Origin of the sequence: Plantactinospora sp. WMMB334, assembly GCF_049179095.1 — a bacterium.
In the GTDB taxonomy this organism is placed as follows: domain Bacteria; phylum Actinomycetota; class Actinomycetes; order Mycobacteriales; family Micromonosporaceae; genus Plantactinospora.
The window spans coordinates 2,869,885-2,895,735 of sequence record NZ_JBMHME010000002.1 but is presented as its reverse complement, the minus strand read 5'-3'; the positions used below and the strand labels follow the sequence as shown (position 1 = coordinate 2,895,735).

At 72.4% G+C, this 25,851-nt stretch carries 25 protein-coding genes and 1 pseudogene; 14 read left to right on the top strand and 12 right to left on the bottom strand.

Features of this window, described 5'->3' with window-relative positions:
- The first annotated feature begins 3 nt into the window (after positions 1-3).
- The 9 genes and pseudogenes from ACN27G_RS12375 to ACN27G_RS12335 all read left to right on the top strand — a co-directional run bounded on the left by ACN27G_RS12375 (position 4) and on the right by ACN27G_RS12335 (position 9,794).
- Positions 4-1,674 (top strand): lysine 5,6-aminomutase subunit alpha, encoded by a 1,671-nt coding sequence (locus ACN27G_RS12375; RefSeq protein WP_421492949.1) that lies wholly within the window; start codon positions 4-6, stop codon positions 1,672-1,674.
- Positions 1,675-1,743: 69 nt separating this feature from the next.
- On the top strand, positions 1,744-3,105 hold the full coding sequence (locus ACN27G_RS12370; RefSeq protein ID WP_421492948.1) for an AAA family ATPase: 1,362 nt from the start codon (positions 1,744-1,746) through the stop codon (positions 3,103-3,105).
- Positions 3,102-3,512: an RloB family protein gene (locus tag ACN27G_RS12365; RefSeq protein WP_421492947.1), complete on the top strand. Its 411-nt coding sequence runs from the start codon at positions 3,102-3,104 to the stop codon at positions 3,510-3,512. The genes ACN27G_RS12370 and ACN27G_RS12365 overlap by 4 nt, the downstream gene beginning before the upstream one ends.
- Entirely contained in the window at positions 3,509-4,306 is a 798-nt protein-coding gene (locus ACN27G_RS12360; protein ID WP_421492946.1) for an OAM dimerization domain-containing protein, read from the top strand. The genes ACN27G_RS12365 and ACN27G_RS12360 overlap by 4 nt, the downstream gene beginning before the upstream one ends.
- Before the next feature lie 14 nt (positions 4,307-4,320).
- Positions 4,321-4,719 (top strand): annotated as a pseudogene (locus tag ACN27G_RS12355) (hotdog fold domain-containing protein); the annotation flags it as partial.
- 71 nt (positions 4,720-4,790) lie between these two features.
- A complete protein-coding gene (locus tag ACN27G_RS12350; RefSeq protein ID WP_421492945.1) occupies positions 4,791-6,134 on the top strand; it encodes a glutamate mutase L in 1,344 nt (447 codons plus the stop codon).
- A gap of 556 nt (positions 6,135-6,690) precedes the next feature.
- On the top strand, positions 6,691-8,349 hold the full coding sequence (lnt, locus tag ACN27G_RS12345) for an apolipoprotein N-acyltransferase (protein WP_421492944.1): 1,659 nt from the start codon (positions 6,691-6,693) through the stop codon (positions 8,347-8,349).
- Complete coding sequence (locus ACN27G_RS12340; RefSeq protein ID WP_421492943.1) at positions 8,346-9,179, top strand: polyprenol monophosphomannose synthase; 834 nt, start codon at positions 8,346-8,348, stop codon at positions 9,177-9,179. The genes lnt and ACN27G_RS12340 overlap by 4 nt, the downstream gene beginning before the upstream one ends.
- Before the next feature lie 60 nt (positions 9,180-9,239).
- Positions 9,240-9,794, top strand: coding sequence for an FxsA family protein (locus ACN27G_RS12335; RefSeq protein WP_421492942.1), 555 nt, complete (start codon positions 9,240-9,242; stop codon positions 9,792-9,794).
- Positions 9,795-9,900: 106 nt separating this feature from the next.
- Here ACN27G_RS12335 and ACN27G_RS12330 read toward each other — a convergent pair whose 3' ends face one another.
- Both ACN27G_RS12330 and ACN27G_RS12325 read right to left on the bottom strand, forming a co-directional pair.
- Positions 9,901-10,242 carry an RNA polymerase-binding protein RbpA gene (locus ACN27G_RS12330; protein WP_421492941.1) on the bottom strand — a complete coding sequence of 114 codons (342 nt, stop codon included), beginning with the start codon at positions 10,240-10,242 and terminating at the stop codon, positions 9,901-9,903.
- Positions 10,243-10,445: 203 nt separating this feature from the next.
- Entirely contained in the window at positions 10,446-11,651 is a 1,206-nt protein-coding gene (locus ACN27G_RS12325) for a hypothetical protein (protein WP_421492940.1), read from the bottom strand.
- A gap of 134 nt (positions 11,652-11,785) precedes the next feature.
- Between ACN27G_RS12325 and ACN27G_RS12320 the strand changes: the two genes are divergently transcribed.
- Positions 11,786-12,496, top strand: coding sequence for a class I SAM-dependent methyltransferase (locus tag ACN27G_RS12320; RefSeq protein WP_421492939.1), 711 nt, complete (start codon positions 11,786-11,788; stop codon positions 12,494-12,496).
- Between the two features lie 54 nt (positions 12,497-12,550).
- On the opposite strand, the gene ACN27G_RS12315 is transcribed toward ACN27G_RS12320, so the two are convergent.
- Positions 12,551-13,162, bottom strand: coding sequence for a TetR/AcrR family transcriptional regulator (locus tag ACN27G_RS12315; protein WP_421492938.1), 612 nt, complete (start codon positions 13,160-13,162; stop codon positions 12,551-12,553).
- A 116-nt stretch (positions 13,163-13,278) separates the two neighbouring features.
- On the opposite strand from ACN27G_RS12315, the gene ACN27G_RS12310 reads away from it, so the two are divergent.
- Complete coding sequence (locus ACN27G_RS12310) at positions 13,279-15,702, top strand: PEP/pyruvate-binding domain-containing protein (protein ID WP_421492937.1); 2,424 nt, start codon at positions 13,279-13,281, stop codon at positions 15,700-15,702.
- 34 nt (positions 15,703-15,736) lie between these two features.
- Here the strand turns inward: ACN27G_RS12310 and ACN27G_RS12305 are convergent, their stop codons facing one another.
- From ACN27G_RS12305 to ACN27G_RS12290, 4 genes are all read right to left on the bottom strand, one after another.
- Positions 15,737-16,477 (bottom strand): VOC family protein, encoded by a 741-nt coding sequence (locus tag ACN27G_RS12305; RefSeq protein ID WP_421492936.1) that lies wholly within the window; start codon positions 16,475-16,477, stop codon positions 15,737-15,739.
- A gap of 458 nt (positions 16,478-16,935) precedes the next feature.
- Positions 16,936-17,328, bottom strand: a complete 393-nt coding sequence (locus tag ACN27G_RS12300; RefSeq protein WP_421492935.1) for an ester cyclase — start codon at positions 17,326-17,328, stop codon at positions 16,936-16,938.
- A 94-nt stretch (positions 17,329-17,422) separates the two neighbouring features.
- A complete protein-coding gene (locus ACN27G_RS12295; protein ID WP_421492934.1) occupies positions 17,423-18,553 on the bottom strand; it encodes a Gfo/Idh/MocA family protein in 1,131 nt (376 codons plus the stop codon).
- A 139-nt stretch (positions 18,554-18,692) separates the two neighbouring features.
- Positions 18,693-19,298: a TetR/AcrR family transcriptional regulator gene (locus tag ACN27G_RS12290; protein ID WP_421492933.1), complete on the bottom strand. Its 606-nt coding sequence runs from the start codon at positions 19,296-19,298 to the stop codon at positions 18,693-18,695.
- 116 nt (positions 19,299-19,414) lie between these two features.
- On the opposite strand from ACN27G_RS12290, the gene ACN27G_RS12285 reads away from it, so the two are divergent.
- On the top strand, positions 19,415-20,386 hold the full coding sequence (locus ACN27G_RS12285) for an aldo/keto reductase (protein ID WP_421492932.1): 972 nt from the start codon (positions 19,415-19,417) through the stop codon (positions 20,384-20,386).
- 650 nt (positions 20,387-21,036) lie between these two features.
- Here ACN27G_RS12285 and ACN27G_RS12280 read toward each other — a convergent pair.
- The 4 genes from ACN27G_RS12280 to ACN27G_RS12265 form a co-directional block, all read right to left on the bottom strand.
- Positions 21,037-21,363, bottom strand: coding sequence for a DUF1048 domain-containing protein (locus ACN27G_RS12280; protein WP_421492931.1), 327 nt, complete (start codon positions 21,361-21,363; stop codon positions 21,037-21,039).
- 1 nt (position 21,364) lies between these two features.
- Complete coding sequence (locus ACN27G_RS12275; protein ID WP_421492930.1) at positions 21,365-21,721, bottom strand: DUF1048 domain-containing protein; 357 nt, start codon at positions 21,719-21,721, stop codon at positions 21,365-21,367.
- The gene (locus tag ACN27G_RS12270) at positions 21,718-22,044 is read right to left on the bottom strand and encodes a PadR family transcriptional regulator (RefSeq protein WP_421492929.1); all 327 of its coding nucleotides are present in this window, start codon (positions 22,042-22,044) and stop codon (positions 21,718-21,720) included. Before ACN27G_RS12270 ends, ACN27G_RS12275 begins: the two co-directional genes overlap by 4 nt.
- Before the next feature lie 120 nt (positions 22,045-22,164).
- Positions 22,165-22,632, bottom strand: coding sequence for an HNH endonuclease (locus ACN27G_RS12265; protein ID WP_421492928.1), 468 nt, complete (start codon positions 22,630-22,632; stop codon positions 22,165-22,167).
- Positions 22,633-22,706: 74 nt separating this feature from the next.
- Here ACN27G_RS12265 and ACN27G_RS12260 point away from each other — a divergent pair, with 74 nt between their 5' ends.
- Entirely contained in the window at positions 22,707-23,702 is a 996-nt protein-coding gene (locus tag ACN27G_RS12260; RefSeq protein ID WP_421492927.1) for a tyrosine-type recombinase/integrase, read from the top strand.
- A gap of 87 nt (positions 23,703-23,789) precedes the next feature.
- Here ACN27G_RS12260 and ACN27G_RS12255 read toward each other — a convergent pair whose 3' ends face one another.
- Positions 23,790-24,965, bottom strand: a complete 1,176-nt coding sequence (locus ACN27G_RS12255) for an erythromycin esterase family protein (RefSeq protein ID WP_421492926.1) — start codon at positions 24,963-24,965, stop codon at positions 23,790-23,792.
- 90 nt (positions 24,966-25,055) lie between these two features.
- Between ACN27G_RS12255 and ACN27G_RS12250 the strand changes: the two genes are divergently transcribed.
- Positions 25,056-25,811 (top strand): TioE family transcriptional regulator, encoded by a 756-nt coding sequence (locus ACN27G_RS12250; protein WP_421492925.1) that lies wholly within the window; start codon positions 25,056-25,058, stop codon positions 25,809-25,811.
- Positions 25,812-25,851 lie beyond the last annotated feature (40 nt).

The window sequence follows — 25,851 nt, the reverse complement described above, 5'->3', positions numbered from 1 at the left end:
CCGATGACGGAGGGTAGTGGGATGTCGGGTCGTCCGCCGTCCGGAACAGGCGCCGGAGGCGGCGCAGGAAGCGCCGGAGGAGCCGGTGCCGCCGGCAAGCTGGCGCTGGATCCGGTGCTGGTGCGGCGGGCGCGGGAGTTGGCGGGCCGGGCCGGGCAGCCGGTGGTGGAGCTGGCCCGCAGCCACACGACGGTGTCGGTGGAGCGGGCGGTGGTGCGGCTGGCGGGGGTGTCGGGTGCGGATCCGGACGGGATTCCGTGGGTGAACCGGCTGGTCGACGCGGTGGTCGCGGAGGTGGGGCTGTCGCACGGGGTGGCGGTGCCGGTCTTCGACGCGTTGCTGCGGGAGGTGGGTGCGGCGCCGGCCGCCGCCGATGTCGGTGCGGCGGTGACGCTGCTGGCGCAGAAGGCGGCGGCCGGGTCGGTCCGGTTCGAGGTGCCGGCGGGCCGGCGGGCGCGGTCGGCCCGGGCGGCGGCGCGGCGGGCGGTCGGCGCGGGTCTGCGCCGGATCGACCGCCGCCGGGCGGAGCGGGACCGGATGGTACGCCGGCACGGCGATCCCGCGCAGCGGCCGTGGATCTATCTGATCGTGGCGACCGGTGACATCCACGAGGACATTCCGCAGGCGCAGGCGGCGGCGCGGGCCGGGGCGGACGTGATCGCGGTGATCCGGTCGACGGGGCAGTCGCTGCTGGACTACGTGCCGGAGGGGGCGACCCGGGAGGGGTTCGCGGGCACCTACGCGACGCAGGAGAACTTCCGGCTGATGCGGGCGGCGTTGGACGACTCGTCGCGGGAGCTGGGCCGGTACGTGCGGTTGACGAACTACGCCTCCGGGTTGTGCATGCCGGAGATGGCGGTGCTGGCCGGCCTGGAGCGGCTGGACATGATGTTGAACGACTCGATGTACGGGATCCTGTTCCGGGACATCAATCCGGTGCGGACCTTCGTGGACCAGCGGTTCTCGCGGCAGGTGCACGCGCGGGCCGGGATCGTCATCAACACGGGTGAGGACAACTACCTGACGACGGCGGACGCGGTCGACGAGGCGCACACGGTGACGGTGTCGCAGTTGCTCAACGAGTATTTCGCGCACGAGGCGGGGTTGCCGGACGCGCAGTTGGGGCTGGGGCACGCCTTCGAGATCGATCCGGATCTGCCGGAGTCGTTCCGGCTGGAGTTGGCGCACGCGCTGCTGGCCCGGGAGTTGTTTCCGGACGCGCCGTTGAAGTGGATGCCGCCGACCCGGCACATGACCGGGGACGTGTTCCGGGGGAATCTGCTCGACGGGTTCTTCAACCTGGCGGGGGCGATGACGGGGCAGGGGATCCTGCTGGTCGGGATGATGACGGAGGCGGTGGTGACGCCGTGGCTGTCGGACCGGGACATCGCGCTGCAGAACGTCCGGTACGTGTTGGGTGCGGCGGGCGGGCTGCGCGAGGATTTCGTGCCGGCGCCGGGCGGGTTCATCCAGCGGCGGGCGGCGACGGTGCTCGGCGAGGCGGTGGTCCTGCTGGAGCGGATCGTCGACGGCGGGTTGTTGCCGGCGATCGCGGACGGCACCTTCGGGATCATGAAGCGGCCGGCGGACCGGGGTCGAGGGCTCGACGGGGTGGCGGTGCACGCCGCCGACTACCACAACCCGGCGACGGAGCTGCTGGAAACGCGCCTGTGACGGCAGACAGAAGGCGTTTCGTGCGGTTTACTTGCGAGATGAGCGCTGGAACTGTCCGGGGCGGGAGACATGCTGCGTAGCTTCAGGGTCGCGAACCACAGGTCGATACGCGATGAACAGGAGCTTTCGTTCGAGCCCGTGTACGACAAGTCCGGGGGAGTTCTTCCGGTCGCGGCGGTGTTCGGGGCGAACGCCTCCGGCAAGTCCAATCTTCTCGACGCCCTCAGCTGGATGCGGGACGCGGTGTTGACCTCCTTTGCCGGATGGCAGCCCGGCTCGGGCGTGTCGCGTAGCCCGTTCCGCCTCGACCCCGAGTCCGCGACGTCGCCGTCCGGCTACTGCGTCGAGGTCGTGGTCGGGGGTCTGCGCTACAGCTACGGGATGGAGGTGGACGACCGTCGGGTACGGCACGAATGGCTCTACAGCTATCCCCATGGCCGCCGCCGGGTCATCTTCGAGCGGAACGACGTCGGCATCCGGCTCGGCTCGACGGTGCCGGAGCATCGCGCCCGCGCTGAGTCGCTCCAGCGGCAGACGCGCGACAACGCTCTATTCCTGACCGTCGCGGCGCTACACGATCTTGCCGAGGTCCAACCGCTCTACCGGTGGTTCCGCAACGCCGTCGGGTTCGGTCCGCTGGATGCCACGTCGGTCGCCGAGGAGGACCTGATCCAGCGCTTGCGGACCGACGATCGGGACCGGACCGTCGCGTTGATCCGCGCCGCCGATCTCGGCATTGTGGACGTCACGGTGGGGCAGGCGGACATCGATCTCAGGCTCACCGCCGGACTGTTGAACGAACTGATAGATCGTGGTCTCATCCAGACAACACATCGGAAGCGACGGTTCCTCGCTGGCGAGCGCATAGACAAAGATGTCCTGGACCAGGTGCTCAGCGAGGAGTTCAAGGTCAGTGTCCGCGACCTCATCGAATCGCGTGACCCCGGGGCACGCCCACGTCTGATGTTCCGGCACGGTGCCTCGGCGGTCGCCCTCGGTATCGAGGATCAATCTGCGGGCACCAGGAGCTGGTTGGGCCTGGCGTCACAGGCGCTGCGAACGCTTGACAGCGGCGGCCTGTTGGTCGTCGACGAGGTGGACGCCAGCCTTCATCCATATCTCACCGCCGAGCTTGTCAGCCTGTTCCGGTCGACAGCCATCGAGACGACCGGCGCGCAGCTCTTGTTCACCACGCATGATGCCACCCTGCTCGATGAGGATGTGCTGGCTCGCGACGAAATATGGTTCGTGGAGAAGGACGCTGGGAGCGGAGCCACTCGCCTCTATCCGCTCGCCGAGTTCCATCCGCGGAAGAACGAGAACACCCGGGGCCGATACCTGGCTGGTAGCTACGGTGCCGTTCCGGTGCTTGCCCGAGGGGCGTTCCGGGACGCACTGAGCTCGAGGCGGACGACCGATGATGCGGCGTGAGAACAGCGGAAGACGGCGAGCAACGCGGCCGGCTCGTCGCACGCTCCTGGTCTTCTGCGGCGGGGCGCGCACCGAGCCGGACTACTTCGACGGGCTGCGGGCGACCTTCCGAAGCCCGGCGCCTGGGTGTGCGGCTCGCGGTGTCCAATCCGTGCTTCGAACTGTGGCTGCTGCTTCATCACACCGAATGTCGCTCACACTGCGCTGGTTACCCGGATCTGGAACGCCGGCTGAGGCGGCAACTCCCGACGTACGACAAGGCGCGGCTGGAGTTTCGACACTACGCCGCCGGTGTCGGTGACGCGGTGGACCGCGGCCGACGTCTTGACCCCACCGGTGTGGCCCACCATGTGAACCCGTCGACGGGCATGTGGCGGCTGGCGGAGCTGATCATGGAGGGAACATGAGTGGGTCGGTGGTGCGGCCGTACGGGGACGCGACCGGGGACGGGATGGTGCAGGTGTCGTTCACCCTGCCGGTGCCGCACGACAAGCGGGCGGAGGGGGCGGCGCTGCAGTTGGCGGCGAAGATGGGGCTGGATCCGGCGATGCTGGTGCACGCCCGGCAGATGGGTGACGGGTTCACCTTCTTCGTCGTCTACGGCCGGGTGAGCCATCTGGTGGATCTGGCGGCGGTGCGGGTGGTGGAGCGGGACTTTCCGCTGCTGGCGGCGAAGGAGGTCAACGCGCTGATCCGGCGGCGGCTGCGTCGCAAGCTGTCGGTGGTGGGGGCGTGCATCGGCACGGACGCGCACACGGTCGGGATCGACGCGATCCTGAACGTGAAGGGGATCGCCGGGGAGAAGGGCCTGGAGTACTACCGGGAGTTGCGGGTGACGAACCTGGGTGCTCAGGTGAGTGTGCCGGAGCTGGTGGCGGCGGCGCGGGCGGAGCGGGCGGACGCGGTGCTGGTGTCGCAGGTGGTGACGCAGCGGGACGCGCACCTGCACAACGTCCGGGAGATGTCGGCGGCGTTCCGGGAGGCGATGCCGGCGGGCCGGCGTCCGCTGCTGGTGGTCGGTGGTCCCCGGTTCGACGAGTTGATGGCCGGGGAGCTGGGGGTGGATCGGATCTTCGGTCGGGGGACCACGCCGGGCGAGGTGGCGAGTTATCTGGTGCACCGGCTGGTCGGCGCCGCAGCGGCCGGCCGGGGTGATCGGGACCGGTCACCGGCCCGGAAGGCGACGGAGGTGCCGGCATGATCGGAGGGGACGGGATGACCGGCGGAGACGGGGCGTCGGATCCGCGGCTGGGGCTGACGGTGCGGCACCGCCGCTATGTGCCGTACTCGCACGCGCACTACGCCGGCAACCTCGTCGACGGGGCGTACGTGCTGGGGTTGTTCGGTGACGTGGCGACCGAGGTGTGCATCCGGACCGACGGTGACGAGGGGCTGTTCGCCGGCTATGCGGAGGTGCGGTTCCGGGCGCCGGTGCGTGCCGGTGACGTGCTGGAGGTGGCGGCGACGGTGGTCCGGGTCGGCAGCCGCAGCCGCACCTGCGAGTTCGAGTGCCGGGTGGTGTGCCGGGGGCGGCCGGATCGGGGCGACTCGGCGGCGGAGGTGCTCGATCCGCCGCTGGTGGCGGTGACCGCCGTCGGCACCGTCGTGGTGCCGGCCGCCGACGCGGGCGGGTCCGCCCCTGCGGCACCGGCCGGCACCGGTCCGGCCTCCGACGCCGGGCCGGCGTGACCTCGTACGCGGTCTGCGCCGACGTCGGCTCCACCTGGACGAAGGTGGCGGTGGTGGATCTGGACGGCGGTGCGCTGCTCGGCGCGTCGGCCGCGGCGACCACCGCCGGCACCGACGTGCTGCACGGCCTGGACGCGGCGGTGGCGGCGGCGACCGCCGGGCTTCCCGGGGCGGCGTCGGCGCCCTGGTACGTCTGCTCGTCCGCCGGTGGCGGGCTGCGGCTGGCGGTGCTCGGCTACGAGGAGCTGATCACGGCCCGGGCCGGCCACCAGGTCGGGTTGTCGGCCGGGGCGCGGGTGGTGCACGTCGGCGCCGGCCGGCTGGACGGGGCGGGTCTGGCGGCGCTGCGGGCCGCCCGGCCGGACGTGGTGCTGCTGGTCGGTGGGACCGACGGCGGGGACGCGGAGGTGCTGACCGGCAACGCTGGCCGGCTGGCCCGGGCCCGCTGGCGGGTGCCGGTGGTGGTGGCCGGCAACGCGGAGGCCGCCGGTGCGGTGCGGGAGCTGCTGGCCGGGCGGGGTGTGCCGGTGACGGTGGCCGGCAACGTGCTGCCCCGGATCGGCGTGCTGGCGGCACGGCCGGCCCGGGCGGCGATCCGGGAGGTGTTCCTGCGGCACGTGATCGGCGGCAAGCGGCTGTCCCGGGGTTCCCGGTTCGCCGGGCTGGTCCGGGCGGCGACCCCGGACGCGGTGCTGGCCGGGGTCGAGGTGCTCGCCGACGAGGCGGGCGGGGATCTGCTGGTGGTGGATGTCGGCGGCGCCACCACCGACGTGTACTCGGTGCTGGTGCCGGACGAGCGGGCCGGTGGTCCGGGGCGGCCGGCCGCCGGGACGCTGTGGCGGGCCCGGACGGTCGAGGGTGATCTGGGGATGCGGTGGAGCGCGCCGGGGGTGGTCGACGCGGCGGCGGCGGAGCGGCTGCTGGCGCCGGGCGAGCGGGAGTCGCTGGCGGCGGTGGCGGCGGGGCTGGCGGCGGATCCGGGCCGGCTGGTGCCCGGCGGCGCGGAGCGTTCGGCGGAGCAGCGGATCGCCGCGCTCGCCGCGGTGGTGGCGGTACGCCGGCACGCCCGGGGCGGCGGTGCGGCCGGGCAGCCGGCCCGGGATCTGCGGGACGTGCGGCTGCTGGTCGGCTCCGGCGGGGTGCTCCGGCATGCCGGAGCGGCGGCGGTGGCCGGGGTGCTCGACGGGGTGTTGACCGATCATGCCGGTGGTTGGCCGCTGCCCCGGGCGGCCCGGCCGGTGGTCGACGCCCGGTACGTGCTGGCGGCCGCGGGCCTGCTCGCGGAGCCGCATCCGGCGGCGGCGGCCGGCCTGCTGCGCCGGCACCTCTCCACCGGTTGACCGGGCCGGTTGGGACGGTGTCGGGTGGGCGAACCGGAGGCGAACGGGGTGTGGCGCGGCGCGCCGGCTCCGACACGCCGTATCGAACGGGACGACTGGCCGGAGGGCGGTTGACAGTGCCCGGGGGGTACCACGTACCGTCTTTGAGTCCTACAACGGGAAGCGGCTGTTGTTCGCTTCGTCCCTTCGTCCGCTGGCCGAGCGACATGTGTTGGTGTCGTCGCAACGGCCAGGTCCAGCGGGCGGGGGTCGGCGGGGCGGCGCGAACCGGCTGCGGTTACCGGTGCTCGGGCAGGGTGGTGCAGGCGGCCAGTAGACAACGGCTCGACGCGGGACAGCCAGTTCGCGTCCGGTCGGTCCGAAGGTCGTGCTGTGGTGCCCTACCGCACCGGCCGGGGAGGGCCTGGGAGCATCGGGGCGCGGCGACAAGCCGCGCCCCGATTTTCGTTTCCCGGCCGTCCCGGCCCGGCGGCCCGGGCCGGTAGCCTTCGTGGCGCAGGCGGGTCAGCCCGCCGCCGGCGCTGCCGGTGGGCATCGAGGGAGACGTGAGGCGCGCGTGACAGTGGTGGACACGGCCGGGACGACGGGCGCCGTCGAGGGTGGTGGCCGGCCCGCCGCGCCGGCCGGGCGGGCGGTGCCGCTGCGGCTGGCGCTGCCGGCCGCGGCGGCCGCCGGGGTGGCGCTGCTGCTGGCGTTCCCGCCGTACGGGGTGTGGTGGCTGGCGCCGGTCGGGGTGGCGCTGCTGGCGGTGGCGGTGCACCGGCGTCGGCTGCGCGCCGGGTTCGGGCTCGGCACGGTCGCCGGGCTGGTGCTGTTCCTGCCGATGCTGAGTTGGACGAACCTCTACACCGGGAACCTGCCGTGGCTGCTGTTGTCCGGTTTGCAGGCGGCGTATCTGGGGCTGTTGGGGCTGGGGGTGGCGTCGACCAGCCCGCTTGTCGACCGCTGGCGGTGGTCGTGGCCGCTGGTCAGCGGGGTGTTGTGGGTGGCGCAGGAGGCGCTGCGGGACCGGACGCCGTTCGGCGGGTTCCCGTGGGGGCGGTTGGCGTTCAGCCAGGGTGACTCGCCGATGCTGCGGCTGGCCGCGTACGGGGGTGCGCCGCTGGTCACCTTCGCGGTGGCGGTCGCCGGCGGGCTGCTGGTGGTGGCGGTGTGGCGGCCGTGGCGGCGGCTGCCGGTGGCCGGCCGGCTGCGCGGGGTCGGGCTCGTCGCCGGTGCGGTCGCGCTGGCGCTGCTGGGGCTGCTGGTGCCGGTGGGCGGCGCCGGCCCGGACGCCGGCACCGCGCAGGTGGCGATCGTGCAGGGCAACGTGCCCCGGATGGGGCTGGACTTCAACGCCCAGCGGCAGGCGGTGCTGGACAACCACGTCGACGCCACGATCGCGCTGGCCCGCCAGGTCGCGGCCGGCGAGGCGGAGCAGCCCGACCTGGTGGTCTGGCCGGAGAACTCCAGCGACGTCGACCCGACCCGCAGTGCGTCGGCGGGGCGGGCGATCTCGGCGGCGGCGGACGCGATCGGGGCGCCGATCCTGGTCGGCGCGGTGCTGCTCGGGCCGGGCGAGGGGCAGGTGCGCAACGCGGGGCTGGTGTGGCTGCCGCGGACCGGCCTGGACGGGTCGCAGCAGTACGTCAAGCGGCATCCGGTGCCGTTCGCCGAGTACGTGCCGCTGCGCGGGATCGCCCGGATGGTCAGCAAGGAGGTCGACCGGATCCGTAACGACTTCGTCGCCGGCACCGAACCGGGGGTGCTGCGGGTCGGCGGGGTGACCCTCGGCGACGTGATCTGTTTCGAGGTCGCCTACGACGGGGTGGTCCGGGACACCGTGACCGGTGGGGCGCAGGTGCTGGTGGTGCAGACCAACAACGCGACCTTCGACGTGGCCGAGGCCGAGCAGCAGTTGGCGATGGTGCGGCTGCGGGCGGTCGAGCACGGCCGGGAGGCGTTGATGGCCTCGACCGTCGGCGTTTCCGGGTTCGTCGGGGCCGATGGGCGGGTAACCGGGGCGACCGGGTTCAACACCAGGGCGGTGGTGACCCGGCAGATGCACCTCGGGGAGACCCGTACGGTCGCCACCCGGGTCGGTGTGTGGCCGGAGCTGGCGCTGCTGGCGATGGCCGTGGCGGCGCTGGCCGCCGCGACGCTGGTCCGGCGGCGTCCGCTTCCCGGGGTCGGTACGGCGACGGCCGGCGACCCGGCGGATGCGGAGGAGCGGTGAATGCAGGATCTGCGGCGGAGGACCGGTTCGCAGCAGCGGAGGAGCACGGGGGCGGCTATCCGGGGGTGGGCCGGGTCCTGGTGGTGGTGCCCACCTACAACGAGGCCGACAACCTGCCGGTGATCGCCGATCGGGTCCGCCGGGCGGTGCCGCCGGTGGAGATCCTGGTCGTCGACGACAACAGCCCGGACGGCACGGGCGAGGTCGCGGACCGGCTGGCCGGGGAGGATCCCCGGGTGCACGTCCTGCACCGGGCCGGTAAGCAGGGGCTCGGCGCGGCGTACGTGGCGGGGTTCGGCTGGGCGGCCGAGCACGGCTACGACGCCGTGGTGGAGATGGACGCGGACGGCTCGCACGCGCCGGAGGAGCTGCCCCGGCTGCTGGACGCGGCCCGGGACGCCGACGTGGTGATTGGTTCCCGCTGGACGTCGGGCGGTCAGGTGGTGAACTGGCCGTGGCACCGGCAGCTGCTGTCCCGGGGCGGCAACCTCTACACCCGGGTGGCGTTGGGGATGCCGCTGTCGGACGCGACCGGCGGGTTCCGGGTGTACCGGGTGCCGGCGCTGGCCCGGCTGGACCTGGACTCGGTCGCCTCGCAGGGGTACTCGTTCCAGGTGGAGCTCTCCTGGCGGGCGCACCGGGCCGGGCTGCGGACGGTGGAGGTGCCGATCACGTTCGCCGAGCGGGAGCGTGGCACCAGCAAGATGAGCCCGGTGATCGTCGGTGAGGCGTTGTGGCGGGTCACGCTCTGGTCGGTGACGGATCGGCGGGTGGCGCCGGGTCGGGGGCGGCGCGACGGGGTCGGTGACGAGCGGGTCCGGTGGCCGTGACCGGTGGCGTGTCATGCTGGATGGGCGGGGTTGGTGGACCCGACGTCCGGATGGGGTGACATGGGCCGAGGATTGAGATTCGTGCCGCTGGCACTGCTGTTGACCGGGATCGTGGAGATTGCCCTCTTCGTGCTGGTCGGCCGTGCGATCGGGTTCGGCTGGACGGTGCTGCTGGTGCTGGCGGCCTCGCTGCTGGGGCTGGCGTTGCTGCGCCGGGAGGGGATGCGGGCCTGGCGGAGCCTGCGGGCCGCCGTGGAGAGCGGCCGCCCGCCGGGCCGTGAGGTCAGTGACGGGCTGGTCGGGCTGCTCGCCGGACTGCTGCTCGCCGTGCCCGGCCTGGTCACCGGGGCGGCCGGGCTGCTGCTGACGGTGCCGCTGGTGCGGCGGCTGGTCCGGGTTCAGGTGCAGCGGGTGGCCGAGCGCCGGGTCTCCGCCCAGGTCGCCGGGGACTTCTTCGGTCCGCGCCGGGTGCGGGTGCGCCGGGGCGAGCCGCGTCCCGACGCCGGCCCGGCCGGTGGTGCGCCGCCGGCCACCGGGTCGACCGCCGGGCCGGCCGACGGCAGCGGACCGGCGGCGGCGATCGAGGGCGAGATCGTGGAGCCGCGATCGCAGTGATCCCCGGCTCCCGGGGTGGGGCCGGCACGGGTGGGGGCGGGACGACTCCGCCCCCACGGCGACGCCGTGGGGGCGGGTTGCTGAGCTGCTGCGCCGGTCGGTCGGGTCAGGCCCGGCCGCGCCGGGTCCGCACCTCTTCGAGCCGTTCGGCGAGGATGCTCTCCAGCTCGGCGATCGAGCGCCGCTCCAGCAGCATGTCCCAGTGGGTACGCGGCGGCTTGGCCTTCTTCTGCTCGGGCTCACTGCCGTCGACCAGCCGGGCGACGCTGCCGTCGAACTTGCATTCCCAGGTGATCGGCACTTCGGCATCGACGGCGAAGGGCACCTCGAACTGGTGGCCCTTGGCGCAGAGGTACTCCCGGGTCTGTCGCGGGGCAAGCTCGGTGTTGCGGTCGGACTCGTAGCTGACTGCTCCCAGACGGCTCCCGCGCAGCATGCGCTCGCCCATGATCGGCTTTCCCCTCGGTCGTGATGCTGGTTCTTATCGGTGTAACGACAGGTGCCGGGTGGGCGATTCCCGCCCGCCGGCAGAAAACGTACAGGCGGTCGAACGTACAAGCGGTCAAACCTACAAGTGGTCAAACGCTCCGAGCGTAGCCGGATCTCGTCGCCCGTGATCGGCGTCACTCGCGGTGGCGGTGAATCGTCCGGTTATATCGCGTTGCTCCGGTCTGCTGGAGCGGCTCCACCCGGCCCGGCTTCTGGACCGCCGCCGTCGGCGTGGCCGGGCGCGTTGCTCGGCCGCGGCGGCGGGATCGCGGCGGCGGCCCGGGCGCCGAGGCCGGCCAGCGCGGCGGCGAGGTCGCTGACCTGGGCGGAGAGCTGACCGGCCCGCTCCCGGGCCGCGTCACGCTCGGCTTCGGCGGTGGCCAGGCGTACCGCCGACTCGGTGAGCCGGGCGTCGGCGGCGGCCGAGGCGTCCCGCGCGGCCCGCAGCTCGACCCGGGCCCGCTCCAGCTCGGCGGTGGCGGCGGCGGTCGCGGCGCGGGCCTCGGCGGCGTCGGCCGTCGCCCGCTCGGTCTCGGCGCGGGCCCGGAGGGTCTGCTGCGCGGCGGCATCCGCGGCGGACCGGGACCGGGTCGCCTCGGCGCGGAACCGGTCCGCCTGGCCGACCGCCTCGGCGGCGGCCCGGGCGGCCCGGGCGGCCTCGGTCCGGGCCGCGTCCCGGTCCCGGACCAGCTCGGCGTGTTCCCGGGTCAGCTCGGCCAGTCGCCGCCGGTCGGCGTCCGCCTCGGCACGCAGCGCCCGCAGCTCGGTGCGGGCCGCGTCGCGGTCCTGCTCGGCCTGGGTACGCAGCGCGACCGCCGCGCTCTCCGCCTGCTGTGCCGCGTCCCGGGCGGCCACGGCGGCGGCGGTCTCGGCGCGGGCCCGCTCGGCGGTGCCGGCGGCCCGGGCGGACTCCTCCCGGGCGGCGGCCCGGTCGGCGACGGCCGCGGTCGCCGCCTGCTGTGCCTGGTGCAGCGTGGCGGCCGCCGCCTCCGTCTCCCGACGCGCCTCGTCGCGTTCGGTCTGTGCCGCCGCGATCTGGGTGGCGGCCTCGGCGCGGATCTCGGCGAGCCGGCGTTCCACCCCGGCCGGCGACAGCTCGGCGTGCAGCGCCTCGGCGAGCGAGTCGGTGACCTGGTCGAGCCGGTCGACCACCTCCCACGCGCGGGCCACCTGGCCGGCCAGCCCGGGGGCGTTGCGGTGTCGCATCCGCTGGTTGCGGGAGGCCCGCTGGCAGGCGCCGTCGTTGTCGCGGCAGTACCGGAACGGCCGTCCCGCGGCGGCCCGCTGCGGCACTGGCCGTCCACAGTGGGCACACGGTCGGCTCTCCGTCGAGGGTTCCGAGGCCGGGGTGGGGGTCTGCGCGTCCATCGCCGGGGAAGTCTAGTGCGGGCCGGCGGAGGTAAATGCGGTGCCGGTCCCGGGCCGGGCGGGTGATACTGGCGCGCGCCCGACGACGGCCGCGAGGCAGGGCCGGTCGGGGCGCGACCAGACAGGGAGGACGGATGCCGGCGCAGCAACCCGACTGGTGGCCCGACGAACTCGTCCACGCCGGGCCGGAACACCTCGACCCGGCGTACGTCGACGGCTACGACCGCAAGGCCGGGCACGATCCGCAGCCCGACCTCGACCTGCTCCGCCGGCACGGGCTGGACGCCGACGCCACCCTGGTCGACCTCGGTGCCGGGACCGGCCGGTTCGCCCTGGCCGCCGCGCCACGATGCCGGCGGGTCGTCGCGGTGGACGTCTCGGCGGCGATGCTGGCCCGGCTGCGGGCCGGCGCCGACCGGGCCGGACTGGCCAACGTCGAGGTCGTCCGGGCCGGGTTTCTCAGCTACGCGCACCAGGGGCCGCCGGCCGACGTCGTCCACAGCCGGCACGCGCTGCACCAGTTGCCGGATCTCTGGAAGGCGGTCGCGCTGACCCGGGTCGCCGGGATGCTGCGGCCCGGCGGGGTCCTGCTGCTGCGCGACCTGATCTACAGCTTCGACCCGGCGCAGCTGGGGGAGCAGGTCGAGACCTGGCTGTCGGGGGCGTCCGCCTCCACCGCCGACGGCTGGACCCGGGCGGAGCTCGCCACCCACGTCCGCGAGGAACACAGCACCTTCAGCTGGCTGCTCGAACCGATGCTGGCCAGGGCCGGCTTCCGGATCGTGGCGGCGACCGCGAGCCAGGATCCGGCCACGTACGCCAGCTATCTCTGCGTCCGGAGCTGACCCGGAGCGGTCACCGGCCGGCCGTTGTCGCCCGCTGGCCGGGGCCGGCTGCGGTCACCTGCCGGTGGGTGCGCCGAAGAGCAGGTCGAGGTGGGCGTCGAGGGCGGCCACCGCCTCGTCCGGGGAGAAGTGCCGCCCGAGCAACTGGATGCCGAGCCCGTCGACGAGGGCGAGCAGGGCGGTGGCGGCGTGCCCGGGATCGATCCGGGGTGCGGTGCCGGCCGTGGCCTGGGCCGCACGGATCTGGTCGCCGACGAAGCTCCGCAGCTGGTCGGCGTCGCGGTGCAGCCCGTCGGCGATCTGCGGCTTCACGGCGGCGTAGGCGAGGAACGCGAGGATCACGTGGCCCTCCAGGCGCCGGGTCTCGTCCAGCGGCAGGATCTCGATCATCAGGGTACGGACCAGCTCGGCGGGGCTCAGGGTCCGGCCGGCGGCGGCGATCACGGCCCCGATCCGCTCCTCGGCGTTGCGCATCACCACGTCGAGGGCGAAGAGCATCATCTCGTCCTTGGTGCGGAAGTAGTGCTGCACCATGCCGGTCGAGACCCCGGCCTCGGCCGCCACGTGCCGGAGGCTGACGGCCTCCAGGCCCTGGCTGGCGGCGAGCCGCAGCAGGGCGTCGGCGAGCTGTCGACGGCGGGCGAGGTGGTCGGCTCTCCGGGGCACCCCGCCACTTTACATTGCAGTCGTATTGACATGGGAGTGCCGCGCCAGTTACATTTCAGTCGTATTGGAAAAAGGTTGGGTGGTGGCGGCCGGTCAGGCCGTCCCGAGGTGGAGAGGTGCCCGAGGTGAACGTGATCCCGCTGGCCGCGACATCGGTCGGCATGACGGAACTCGTCGGCGGCAAGGCCACCGGGCTCGGCGAGCTGATCAGGATCGGCGAGCGGGTGCCGGACGGCTTCTGCCTGACCACCGCCGCCTACGACCTGGGAGAGGTCCCCGAGGCCGAGGTCGTGGCGGCGTACCGGGCGCTGGGTGGGGGGCCGGTCGCGGTCCGGTCCAGCGCGACGGCGGAGGACCTGCCGCAGGCGAGCTTCGCCGGCCAGCAGGAGAGCTTCCTCGGCGTCACCGGCACCGAGGAGCTGCTCGACGCCGTCGCCAAGTGCTGGGGCTCGCTGCACAGCGTGCGGGCCGTCGCCTACCGGGACGCCAACGAGATCGACCAGGGGGCCGTCCGGATGGCGGTGGTGGTGCAGCGCATGGTCGACGCCACCGTCGCCGGGGTGCTGTTCACCGCCAACCCGCTCACCGGCTGCCGTACCGAGATGGTCGTCGACGCCGCACCCGGGCCCGGCACCGCCGTGGTCGACGGCACCGTGGCAGCCGACCACTACCTGCTCGACGGCGCCGGGTACGACGACCGGGGCTGCCTCACCCCGACCCAACTGGCCGAGCTGCGCGCCGCCGGCCACCGGATCCAGACCCACTTCGGCCACCCGCAGGACATCGAGTGGGCGTACGACGCCGACGGTGTCCTCTGGCTGCTGCAGTCCCGGCCCATCACGACGCTGTTCCCGCTGCCGCCGGAGACCGACCGGCCGCAGCCGCGGCTCTACCTGGAGTTCGGCCACGTGCAGGGCATGCTCGCGCCGGTCACCCCGATGGGGATGTCGACGCTGAAGGCGATGATCGCCGGCATGCTCGCCTCGTTCGGGATCCGGGCCGAGATCGTCGACGTCGGCGGCCGGCTCTACGGCGACCTCACCGACCTGGTGCGCCACCCGACCACCCGCAAGCGGCTGGTGAAGCTGATGGCGGTCGACTTCGGACCCCGCGCCCAGGCGGTGGTGGAGCACATCCTGAGCGACCCCCGGTTCGCACCCGTACCCGGCGGCCGGGCCGGCGCCGCCCACGCGCTCGGCCCCGCACTGCGCACCGCGCCGCGCGCGGTCGCCGGGATCGTGGCCGCGCTGGTCCGGCCCGGGACGGCCCGGATCCGGCTCTTCGAGGAGATCGACCGGCTCCGGGAGCGGGCCGCCGCCGGGCCGGCCGGGCTGCGTACCGCCGGGCAGCGGCTGGACTTCGTCGAGGCGCAGGACGTCTCCACCCGCTACGACCGGATCGTCTGGCCGATCGTCGCCGGCATGCTCACCGCCGCGCTCCCGGCCGGGCTACTCAGGGGGATCGCCAGCCAGTCCGAGATCCACACCGTGCTGGGCGGCATGCCGCACAACGTCACCATCGAGATGGACCTGGCGCTGTGGCGGGTCGCCGCGCGGGCCGCCGCACACCGGGACCTGCTGCTGACCACACCCCCGGACGACCTCGCCGCACGCTACCGGGCCGGCGCCCTGCCGGACATCGGCCTCGCGGCGTTCCTCGACACCTACGGGCACCGGGCCGCCGCCGAGGTCGACCTCGGGATGCCCCGCTGGGCCGAGGATCCGGCGCCGGTCTTCGCCGCCATCGCGAACTACCTGCGGGTCACCGACCCCGAGCAGGCTCCCGACCGGCGCTTCGCCAGGGCCGCCGCGCAGGCCGAGGCGCAACTCGACGAACTGGTCCGGCGGGCACGCCGGCGGCGGCCCGTCCGGGGCCGGATCGCCGGGTTCCTGCTCCGCCGGGCGAGGCTGCTGGCCGGGCTGCGCGAGGCCGGCAAGTTCGCCGGACTGTACCCGCTGCGGGAGAGCCGCCGGCAGCTCCTGCTGGTCGGGGCCGAACTCGCCGACGGCGGCCGGCTGGCGCAGGCCGACGACATCATGTTCCTCACCCTCGCCGAGGCGCGCGCCGCGCTGGCCGGTACCGACCAGCGGGACCTGGTCGCCGCCCGCCGCGCCGAGTACCGGCGGGAGCGGCGCCGCCGGCACGTACCGGTCGCGCTGCTCTGCGACGGCACCGACGTCGAGGCCCTGCTCGCGCCGGGCCGGCCCACGCCGGCCGGTGCGCTGCGCGGCGTCGGCGCGGCACCCGGCACGGCGACCGGCCCGGCCCGGGTCGTACGCGACCCGGCTACCGCGCACGTCGAGCCCGGCGAGATCCTGGTCGCCCCGACCACCGACCCCGGCTGGACGCCGCTGTTCCTGACCGCCGCGGGACTGGTGACCGAGACCGGCGCGCCGATGGCGCACGGCCCGACCGTGGCCCGCGAGTACGGCATCCCCGCCGTCATCTGCGTGCCCGGCGCCACGGAGACGATCAGTTCCGGTCAGCTCGTCACCGTCGACGGCACCGCCGGGACGGTAACGGTGCACCGGGGAGAGTAGGAGCCGGCCCGGACGGTCTCGGTGCAGGATCCCGTCAGGTCGGGGCGAGGACGCAGAACTCGTTGCCCTCCGGGTCGGCGAGGACGATCCACGGGACGTCGCCCTGGCCGACGTCGGCGGGCGTCGCGCCGAGGGTCCGCAACCGGGCCACCTCCGCCGACTGATCGTCACCGGGGCACGGCACCAGGTCGAGATGGGCGCGCTTCCGCACGGTCTGCACGTCAGGCGTGCGGAGGAACTCAAGATAGGGACCGGCACCCGTGGCCGCACGCAGCCGCGCGTAGTCGTCGGTCGCGTCGTGCGGAGTCCAGCCCAGCGCGTCGCCCCAGAACCGGGCCATGGCCTGCGGATCGGTGCAGTCGACCACCACCGCGGCGATCGGCCCGGTGTCCCGGTAGATCTCCCGAGGCTCCAGCACGCAGAACACGGTGCCCTCCGGGTCGGCCAGGACCGTCCACGGGACATCGCCCTGGCCCACGTCGGCGGGTGTCGCACCGAGCTCCTTCAGGCGTGCGACCATATTCGCCTGATGGGCCGCAGAGGTGGTGGCGAGATCGATGTGCACGCGGGTCTGCACTGTTTCGGGGTCCGGGACGGCGATGACATCGAGGCAGACGGCGGCGTCGGGGTCCGTCCAGACGAAGCCCACCGGCGCAACGCTTGTCGCACCGGCGCCCGAGCTGGAAAGGTTCCAGTCGAGCGCCTCCGCCCAGAACCGGCCCAGGGCCGAGTCGTCCCGAGCCTTGACGTTCACCTGAACAAGTCGTAGCGCCATGCCGCCAACCCTAGGCGGTGGCGAGGTGGGCGGGGATCAGCGCGAATTGCTGTGCTCCGTCAGAGATCCGTAAGCTCTGGGTGACGTTCTGCCGAACAGGGCCTGCGGGCGGTTCGTGGTCCTGGGCTGCCTCGGGCGGTTCGTTGCTGTCGGCGGCGCTCCCCAGGTAGACACCTTGCGAGGCCGCCGACCTGATCCACGTGACCCTGCTCGGCCAGCGGATTCTGTCCCGGGCCCGCTGACGACACGGGGGTGCGCCGGTCTCCGGACCGGCGCACCCCCGTCGGAACGGATCTGTTCGGGTGGTGATCAGTTGGCCGTCGCGGCCGCCTGTCGGCGTAAGGCCCGCACGCCGCTCTGCCTCACCCACCACCTCGCCAGTCCACTGCCCGCCGAGGATGTCCAGGCCCGCGCCCAGCCGGCGTCGTCGCCCGTCCGGCCCGAGCCTTCCGGAGATGTCAAGTGGTCAGCTGGCGGAGCATCTCGGCCGAGTCGTGGAGGTTGGTCATGTGGATGAATCTGCCGTCACGGACCCTGTAGATCGCATACTCGACAATCTTGAATGAGGCCCCGGACGGCCGGACGCCGAGCCATTCCTTGGCCGGCGTGCCGGTGTTGGTGAGGCGGACGGCGATGCCGTCGCGGTCGAATATCATCTCCTCGATCTCCCAGTGGATGTCCGGCACGGCGTGGACGATCCCCTTGAGGACTTCGACGACGGCGTCCCGGGTGCCTGGCTCGCCGCCGAGCAGTACCTCCTCAGAGAGGAACTCATCCATGCTGCCGAATTCGTGGGCGTTGAGTGCCGCGATGTATCGCAGGTATAAGTCGCGCAGACCGTTCTCAATCATCAAACACTGATCCTTCCGTACGAAGTTTGCTTGTTGAGGTATTCGCGAGTGCGCCGGAGAGGGAAGCCGTCCAGCGCATTGCGGAGGTTCCTCATCAAGGTTTCGCGAGATGCACGCGTCGCCCCTCGGCGGCCGATCGGATGATTGCGTCGAGGAGCCGATGGCGTCTGACGGCGTGGGCGAAATCCGGGACGGTCGCGGTGCCGTCGATGAGATCATTCCGGATCGCCGCATATGTGTGCGCCAGGTTGTGAATCGGTGTTCCGGCCAAGTGAGGGTAGCCGTCGTGGCCGTCGGGCAGTGTCAGCCGAGACAGAGGGGCGGGACCTCGTGCGCCGCGCACCGTAACGGGCCCGAGGTGTGGATACCCACTCGCGGAAGTTATCTCGAGAGTTCCCTCCGTACCGTCGATGAGGAGGGAGAATCCAGGCCCGGACACCGTTGCGCCACGGTGATGGACGGAGAGGATCGCTCCGTTGGACAGCGTGCCGGAGACGGCGATCTGGTCCTCGGCGGTCATCGGAACCGTCTGTCCGGTGCTGCCGAGCGGAACGATCGGGCGCCGGGTCGCCGTCGAAGCGATCACGTCCTGCAACTCGCCGACGACCATCGACACCACGTCGATGGCGTTTCCGAAAGCAATGGTGAGCATCGTGGCGCCGAGCGTGTGATCGAGGGTGTATCGCATGCGCTCGGAGACCGGGTTGCCCCACTCGATCGATGATGCCAGCACCGTCGCGGACAGCACGTCCCCGACGTACCCGTCGGAGACGAGGTCGGCCAGCCAGCGGATGGTGGGCGAGGAACGCCCATGAAGCCCGATGAAGGTACGCGTGTCCCGGGCGGCGCCTTCCATCTCCTCGGCCTCGGCCAGGTCGACGGCGAAGGGCCATTCGCTGAGCACCGGAACTCTCACCCGTAGCGCAGGCAACACCAGCTCGCGGTGCCGGGGGACCTTGACCGCGATGACCACGAGATCTACGTTCTCGTCCTCCACGAGCTGCTCGACCGCGGCGTAGCCGGTCACTCCGAACGCGGCGCCGGCAGCGGCGGCCGACGCGCGGGAACTCGTCGCCAAGGCGGTGAGCTCCATGCCGTCGACTGCCGACAACGCGGGCAGGTGCGCCCCGGCCGCCCATCCGCCCGACGCGCTCAACCCCACGATCCCAACGCCGAGCAGGCGTCTCCCGCATGGTCGCTCGGTCGAGCTCCCTGGTGTTTCCATCCCGCGTTTTGCCTTTCGCCTGCTCGTGCCGTGCGCCGATGGAGGGCCCGCATGCACCATTTGCGGTCTGATCGGTACAAAATTAGGTACGGTTTGATGAACGCTCACGAGCGGAGCCATCGAGCGAGTTGCACGGTGGTCACGTCGGCCAGGCGAGCAGTGCCGTCTCGGCGATCTCGTCGAGCGTGTCCGGCCCGAGGCCATTCGCGGCCTGGACGGCGATGCCGAACGCCGTCGTCATGACGTATCGGGCCAGGCGTCCAGGGTCGGTGTCACGCGGGAGGTCGCCCTCCTCGACGGCGCGCCGGAAGCGGCCCTCGAGTTGCTCGCCCGCGTCGATGCGCCAGCCGGCCAGCGTGTCGTGCGCCGGCCGGCTGTGCTCGCTGAGCGCCAGCGCACCCTGAACCGACAGGCACCCCGCAGGGCGTCCGGGCGACGTCGTCGTCCGGACGGCTCCCCGCAGGAATGCCTCGGCCACCGCACGCGCGGTGGGCTCCCGCAGGGCGCGTGTCGCGTAGGAGGCCGGCCCTTCGGCGTAGCGTTGCACGGCCTTTCGGAAGATCTGCTCTTTGTTGCCGAAGGCGGCATACATGCTGGACCTGGTGATCCCCATCGCGCCGGTCAGGTCCGTGAGGCTGGTGCCGTCGTACCCCCGTGCCCAGAACACCTGCATGGCGCGCTCCAGCGCCTCGTCGGTGTCGAACTCCCGGGGGCGGCCGAGCCCTGCGCTCGGGGATCCACTCATGATGGCATCCTCCTCGATCCTTACGGCAGACTTTACTACCGGTCGGTCCAGATGTGCTAGTGTTCTGTACCGACCGGAACTTAAAGCTCGCAGACCACAGGAAGAGGAGTACCACGATGAGAATCACCTCGCTCGGCGGGTTGGCGACCTCCCGCATCGGCTTGGGCGCCATGGGCATGTCGTCCTTCTACACCGGCGCCGGCCAGCGCGACGACCAGTCCATCCGCACCATCCAGCGGGCCTTGGACCTCGGCGTCACCCACATCGACACCGCCGAAGCGTACGGCCCCTACGTCAACGAAGAACTGGTCGGCCAGGCCGTCAAGGGACGCCGGGACGCGGTCGTTCTCGCGACCAAGTTCGGTCTCGTCTCGCACACCGGCCGCCCGGGCGCGGACAGCACCGCGGCCAACGTCCGGCTCGCAGTAGAGGGATCGCTGCGCCGCCTCGGCACCGACCACCTGGACCTCTTCTACCAGCATCGGGGCGACCCGGATACGCCGATCGAGGAGACCGTTGGGGCGCTGGCGGAGCTCGTGTCCGAGGGCAAGATCCGCCACATCGGGCTGTCGGAGGCGGGGCCGGCGACGATCCGGCGGGCACATGCTGTTCATCCGATCGCCGCGGTGCAGTCCGAGTACTCGCTGTGGGTCCGCGACCCCGAGGCCGAGGTGCTGCCGGTCCTGCGCGAGTTGGGCGTGGGCCTCGTCCCCTATTCACCGCTGGGCCGCGGGTTCCTCACCGGCACCATCCGCACGCTGGACGACCTCGACGCCGACGACTGGCGCCGCACCAACCCACGTTTCGCCGGCGGCAACCTCGAACGCAACCTGCGCATCGTCGACGAGGTCCGCGCCGTCGCCGCCGAAGCCGAGGCCACACCTGCGCAGGTTGCCCTCGCCTGGCTGCTTGCTCAGGGCGACGACATCGCCCCCATCCCCGGCACCACGCGCATCGACCGGCTGGAGGAGAACGCCGCGGCCGACCGCCTCAGCCTCAGCGACGGGCAGATCGCCCGACTGGACAACCTGACGCCGGCCACCGGCGACCGCTACGACGAAGCCAACATGGCCGCCCTCGACCACTGAGTGCCGATCGCCACCCCGAGAGGCGGCGCGCGGATGCGGTCGGCGGACTCGTGGTCCCATCCTGCTGCGGCGATACCTCGATGGCGTCAACGACGTCGGTACCAGTCCCGGTCCAGGTGATTGCGATGCGCCCTGTTCGTGGGCCCCGCACAGCATTTGCGGCGGCTCATCGCGGCCCGGCCACGGTGGCCTCGGCATCGGCGAGGTAGCGGTGCAGTGACGTCTTCGGGATGCCGGTCGGTGAACGGCAGGGAGAGCACAACCGCCGCGATCACCCATCGGTTACCCCAGGCCGTTGCGCTGTCGCGTCTGCCGGTGGCTGCGCCGTCGTGCCATGCGCAATAATTATCGTATTACTAATACCGGTATTCCGGTAATCGGCCAAAACGCAGGGAGAAGCCGGACTGAGGAGCCCCTTGCGCGGAGTACATCATAATGACAGTTCTTTGGCGTAAGGATTGTGGCTGGTGTAGTACCGCTCATTCTCGTTGCCGTACCGCGTGGGTCGAGCCGTCGGCGGCTCGACCCACGCGGGCGCTCGGCGCTGCACCAGGCCGAGCACGTACGGCTGACCACTCGGGCCGCCGCCGTAGGGCCGACAATCTGCCGGATCTCTGCGGTTACGCCCGCTCGCGTGGTGACCGCGGGCGCTACTTCTCGTCCGTGCCGGAGCTTCCGCTGATGGACTCCTGGTAGACGTCCGCGTAGGTGCGCGAGTCCTTGACCAGGTCGTCGCAGAAGGCGGCGACGTCGGTGCCGACGAGTTGCAGAACTCCCTTGCCGGCCGCGACGCCCTCCTCGAAGAAGTCGACGATCCCGGGGAGCAGGCCGCCGTCAACCAGGTCGACCGGTCCGACCTTGAACAGGTACCTCTGCATCTCCTTGTAGACGATCTGGTAGTCCGGCGGAAGAGCCTTGACCCGGGCCACGTGCGCCCGCCACTGCTTCTTGCCCTCGATGATGTCCTGGATACCCACGTCAGCCTCCCAGCCGGCCCAGTTTTCTTGCGACGTTCCGGTTCAACTGCTCGCGCCACCGGTCGCGGTAGGTCCGGGCCTCCTTTCCGCCGGCCAGCGCCGCGCAGAAGCCCGGGATGTCGTCGCCGAACACGTCGTGGATGCTCTGCCCGTCCGCCGATGCCTCTTCGAGCAGCCCCAGGGCGGCGTCGAGGATCGGCATCAGGCTGCGCCCGGTGAAGTCTCCGTACGGGAAGAGGTGGCTGACGATCTGCCCCCATGCCGCCTGGTAGTCGGCCGGCAGTGCCGCCGCCCGGGCTTCGAACGCCTTCCATTCCCTGGTGAGATCACTGCCCGTGATCCGCTCCCAGAAGTTCATCGCCTGCCCTCCCTGAGGCTGTCGATGCGTGCTGAAACGTACTGCCATTTCGCCCAGAATGTCCCGAGCTCCTCGCGTCCCGCGTCGTTGAGCGCGTAGAACTTGCGCGGCGGGCCCACCTCGGATGGTCGTTTCGTCACCTGGACGAGTCCGTTCTTCTCCAGCCGCAGCAGGATGGTGTAGACCGTCCCCTCGACGACATCGGCGAAGCCGAGCTCGTTCAGGCGGCGGGTGATGGCGTACCCGTAGGTCTCCTCGCCGCCGATGATCTCGAGCACGCAGCCCTCGAGTGTCCCCTTCAGCATTTCCGTCAGGCCCTCCATCGCGGCTCCTCGTCGACCCACCCGGTACCTCGTAGCACCGAGTACCGCTATACGGTATCACCGAGTAGTGCGTGGAGAACAGCCCACCTGCCACCCGACCCGCCGGATCGGCGGTCGGCGTCAATCCGTTGCGCGGCCGTAGCTGGCGCGGCCCTCGGCAACCTGGCGTGCCTGCCGTTCGCGCCACCGCTTCTGTGCGTCGGCGTTGCAGCGCCGGCAGACCCGGCGGTAGCGACCGGTGCGGGCGTCGATCTCCCGGTCGTGTCCGTTGCGGCACCGAGGTTGCTGCCTACGGCCACGGCGGTTCTCGGCATGACCGACCTGACGGAGGTGGGTCGGCTCGATGCAGTCCGGCACACCGCAGGCGCGGTCGACGTCCAGCTCGGGGTCGTAGTTGCCGACAAAGACGACATAGGCGGCGATGTGTGCCCACGCCCGGCCCGCGACCTTCTGCGGCACGCCGCGCCGGCTACCGTAGCCGCGTACGACGAGACAGCCGTCCGCCCTGCGTGTCGAGCGGTCCAGCAGGTATGCCCGGAGCGTCTCCTCGGTGAAATGGCGGGACAAGCCTCTGATCTGGAAGAGCACGTCGGGAGGATAGCCGGCACCTGCCCGGGCGCGCCTCGGCACGAATCCGCACACCGACTGAGAGCCTTTCTCGCATGCCGTCTCCCGAGGTCGTGCCCCGCCACTCGAGCAGCCCCGCGCTGGCGGCCGCCGGGTTCCTCGACTTCACCGAAGCCTGGCTGGGCAACCGGCGGCTCTCCGCACACACCCGCGACGCCTACCGGCGGGACGTCGCCGGCTGGCTGAACTGGTGCGGGAGCCGGGACCTCGATCCGCTGCGGGCCACGTTCGTCGACGTCAACGCGTACGCCCGGCAGTTGGAGGCGACGCTGGGAGCCCGCAGCGGCCGCCCACTCACCCCAACCACCGTCGCCCGCCGGCTCTCCGCGCTGTCCAGCTGGTACGAGTTCCTGGTCAGGCTGCGCGCCGTCGACGCCAATCCGGTGGCCGCCGCCGACCGCCCGCGGGTCGACCGCGACCACTCCGCCACGATCGGGTTGACCGCCGACGAGGTCGACGCGCTGGTGGCCGCGGCCGAGGCCGACACCGGTCCGACCGCCCTCCGGCACCGGGCCACCATCACCCTGCTGGCCGATCTGGGGCTGCGGGTCGGCGAGCTGATCTCACTCGACCTGACCGACCTGGGTACCGAGCGTGGGCATCGCAGCATCCGCTTCGTCGGCAAGGGCGGCAAGGTCCGTCGCCGCGCCCTCACCCCCGGCACCGGGTACGCCCTGGACGCCTATCTGGCCGCCCGGGCCGCCGCCCAGGGGCTGAGCGTGCCGGAGTTGACCGGTCCGCTGCTGGTCACCACGACCGGTGCCCGACTGGACCGCAACGCCGTGTTCCGGCTGGTCCGCCGGCTCGCCCGGGCAGCCGGCATCCAGGCGTGGGCGATGCTGTCGCCGCACTCGCTACGGCACGCCTTCGCCACCACCGCCCGCGCCGAAGGGGTGTCCCTGGAGGACGTCCAGGATGCGATGGGACACGCGGACCCGCGCACGACCCGCCGCTACGACCGGGACCGGCACAACCTCGACCGCGACCCCGCGTACGTCATCTGGTCGGCCCGGGCCCGGCGGCGCGGCTGACGGCACGGGATCGGCGCCTGCGCGGGCTGGAGTCGTTCCGCTCCTGCCGGCGGACCGCCGGCCCCGCCTCGGCGTCGCGCCCGGATGTCAGCCCGGTCGCCCCAGCCTGTCGACCTGTTTGAGGAAGACGACGCCGTCGATCATGTCGAGCTGGGCCGGGTCCAGGGGGAAATAGGCGAAGTCGTCGGAGACGCGCAGGGCGGGTGTGGTGACGGCCCGGGCCAGGCGGCGGGCGTCGACGAGAGAACGGTCCCACGGAAGCGTGCAGAGGATGCCCTCGACCGTGTCGGGGGACGGGATGTCGTCGCCGGTCGTGCCGAGGGCGGAGGCCAGGAAGGCGTAGCGGTCGCCCAGCTGCGTCGCGGCGATCGCTCCCGCGCTCCACCACTCCAGCCGCTGCGCGCCGAAGGACATCACGCTCCTGTGCCGTTGCAGGTGCAGGTTGGCGGCGTAGACCAGGGCCGGGCCGTGCGCGGCGACGGCACACAGGTTGGCGGCCATCATCGCGTCCCGCAGCGCCGACAGTCGGGTCCAGCGCGCCGGGGACGCGTCGGTCATCCAGTAGTGGTAGCGGAGCAGGCCGGTGGCGGTGCGGCCGTACAGCGCCGCCCGCTCCCGGTCGGCCGGGCTCAGCTGGGGCGCCTGTGTGTCGAGCAGCGCCACCAGATCGTCGGCGACGAGTCGCAGTCGCTGGGCGTCGGCGGAGCGGCCGATCGACCGGGACGGATCCGTCGCCGTGGCCTCGTGCGACCACCGGTCGTCCGGGCCCAGCAGCGCGTCGAGGGTCTCGCTGGTCACCACGGTCCGGGGGAGCGGGCCGTCGAGGAGGGCGTGGAGGCCGGTGAGCGCCTGGCGCGGGCTCGCCGCCCAGTACTCCAGCGGGCCGTCGAACCCGAAGAACCGTAGCTTCTCGTCATGGTCCTCGTTGTACGCCCGCATCCAGCGCACGAGCTCACGGTTGGCCGGTGCGGTGCCGAAGCCGTGGCTGAAGCCGCGGTCCATGACGTCGTCGAGCGTGCCCGCGCCGGTCGTGAGGTAGTCGTCCACCACGAGGCCCCGCAGGCAGTCGCTCTCGATGGCGAACGACCGGAAGCCCTCGTGCGCGACCAGATGCCGGAAGGTCTCGTTGCGCACCTCGCCCAGTTCCCCGACGAAGTGCCGGGCCTCGCCCAGGCCGAGCAGCAGGGGGCGGGCGGGAAGCGACTCCAGGAATGCCGAGACGCCCGCGCCGTCGAGCGGCCGGGCCGTGTCCTTGATATCCATGCCCTCAACGCTATCGCTGAACTATCGATGTAAACTTTTCCGGACAATGCCTACTGCGAGCGCGATGGACCTTCAAACGGTGTTGAATCCATGAGGCCGGTGGACCTGGCACGCGAGCACGGTCTCTCCACCCAGGCGGTCAGGAACTACGAGGACGCCGGCATCCTGCCCGCCGCCGCACGCACCCGCCACGGTTACCGCACCTACACGCCGCTGCACGCGCAGGCGCTGCGCGCGTTCCTGGCGCTCGTGCCCGGACACGGGCACCGGACGGCCACGTCGATCATGCAGGCGGTCAACCGGGGCGCCACCGAGGAGGCGCTGCGGCTCATCGACGCCAGCCACGGCCAGCTCCTCGACGACCGCAGCACCCTCCAGGCCGTCGACGCCGCGCTCCGCGACCTGGCGCGCGTGCCCGAGGCACGCGGCGAGCAGGCCCGCGCTGGCGGCGACACGTTCATCGGCCCGCTGGCCCGACGGCTCGGCATCCGCCCCGCCACCCTGCGCAAGTGGGAGAACGCCGGTCTGGTCCGACCGCGCCGCGATCCGCAGACGGGCTACCGGGTCTACGACGCGGCCGACGTACGGGACGTCCGGCTGGCCCACCAGCTCAGGCGGGGCGGCTACCTGCTGGAGCAGATCGCCCCGCTGATCGACCAGGTCCGCGCCGCCGGAGGCGTCGCACCCCTGGAGTCGATGCTGCACGACTGGCACGCCCGCCTCTCGGCCCGCGGCCGCGCCATGCTCACCGGCGCCGCCGCGCTGGACACCTACCTCCGCTGCCGGGCCGTCGATGACGGCCACGCCGGCTATGTTCCGGAGGGCGGCGATGCGGCAAGCTGGTGACCGTGAACGCCCGGAAACGCGAGAAGGTACGGCAGCGGTC

Bases quoted from the DNA above. Each gene is read 5' to 3' on its own strand.
- ACN27G_RS12290 (WP_421492933.1), bottom strand. From the start codon at position 19,298: ATGAGTGGATCCCCGAGCGCAGGGCTCGGCCGCCCCCGGGAGTTCGAC.
- ACN27G_RS12285 (WP_421492932.1), top strand. From the start codon at position 19,415: ATGAGAATCACCTCGCTCGGCGGGTTGGCGACCTCCCGCATCGGCTTG.
- ACN27G_RS12360 (WP_421492946.1), top strand. From the start codon at position 3,509: ATGAGTGGGTCGGTGGTGCGGCCGTACGGGGACGCGACCGGGGACGGG.
- ACN27G_RS12370 (WP_421492948.1), top strand. From the start codon at position 1,744: ATGCTGCGTAGCTTCAGGGTCGCGAACCACAGGTCGATACGCGATGAA.
- ACN27G_RS12255 (WP_421492926.1), bottom strand. From the start codon at position 24,965: ATGGATATCAAGGACACGGCCCGGCCGCTCGACGGCGCGGGCGTCTCG.
- ACN27G_RS12325 (WP_421492940.1), bottom strand. From the start codon at position 11,651: ATGGACGCGCAGACCCCCACCCCGGCCTCGGAACCCTCGACGGAGAGC.
- ACN27G_RS12375 (WP_421492949.1), top strand. From the start codon at position 4: ATGACGGAGGGTAGTGGGATGTCGGGTCGTCCGCCGTCCGGAACAGGC.
- ACN27G_RS12320 (WP_421492939.1), top strand. From the start codon at position 11,786: ATGCCGGCGCAGCAACCCGACTGGTGGCCCGACGAACTCGTCCACGCC.
- ACN27G_RS12250 (WP_421492925.1), top strand. From the start codon at position 25,056: ATGAGGCCGGTGGACCTGGCACGCGAGCACGGTCTCTCCACCCAGGCG.
- ACN27G_RS12330 (WP_421492941.1), bottom strand. From the start codon at position 10,242: ATGGGCGAGCGCATGCTGCGCGGGAGCCGTCTGGGAGCAGTCAGCTAC.
- ACN27G_RS12295 (WP_421492934.1), bottom strand. From the start codon at position 18,553: ATGGAAACACCAGGGAGCTCGACCGAGCGACCATGCGGGAGACGCCTG.
- ACN27G_RS12270 (WP_421492929.1), bottom strand. From the start codon at position 22,044: ATGGAGGGCCTGACGGAAATGCTGAAGGGGACACTCGAGGGCTGCGTG.
- ACN27G_RS12275 (WP_421492930.1), bottom strand. From the start codon at position 21,721: ATGAACTTCTGGGAGCGGATCACGGGCAGTGATCTCACCAGGGAATGG.
- ACN27G_RS12260 (WP_421492927.1), top strand. From the start codon at position 22,707: ATGCCGTCTCCCGAGGTCGTGCCCCGCCACTCGAGCAGCCCCGCGCTG.
- ACN27G_RS12335 (WP_421492942.1), top strand. From the start codon at position 9,240: ATGGGCCGAGGATTGAGATTCGTGCCGCTGGCACTGCTGTTGACCGGG.
- ACN27G_RS12300 (WP_421492935.1), bottom strand. From the start codon at position 17,328: ATGATTGAGAACGGTCTGCGCGACTTATACCTGCGATACATCGCGGCA.
- ACN27G_RS12305 (WP_421492936.1), bottom strand. From the start codon at position 16,477: ATGGCGCTACGACTTGTTCAGGTGAACGTCAAGGCTCGGGACGACTCG.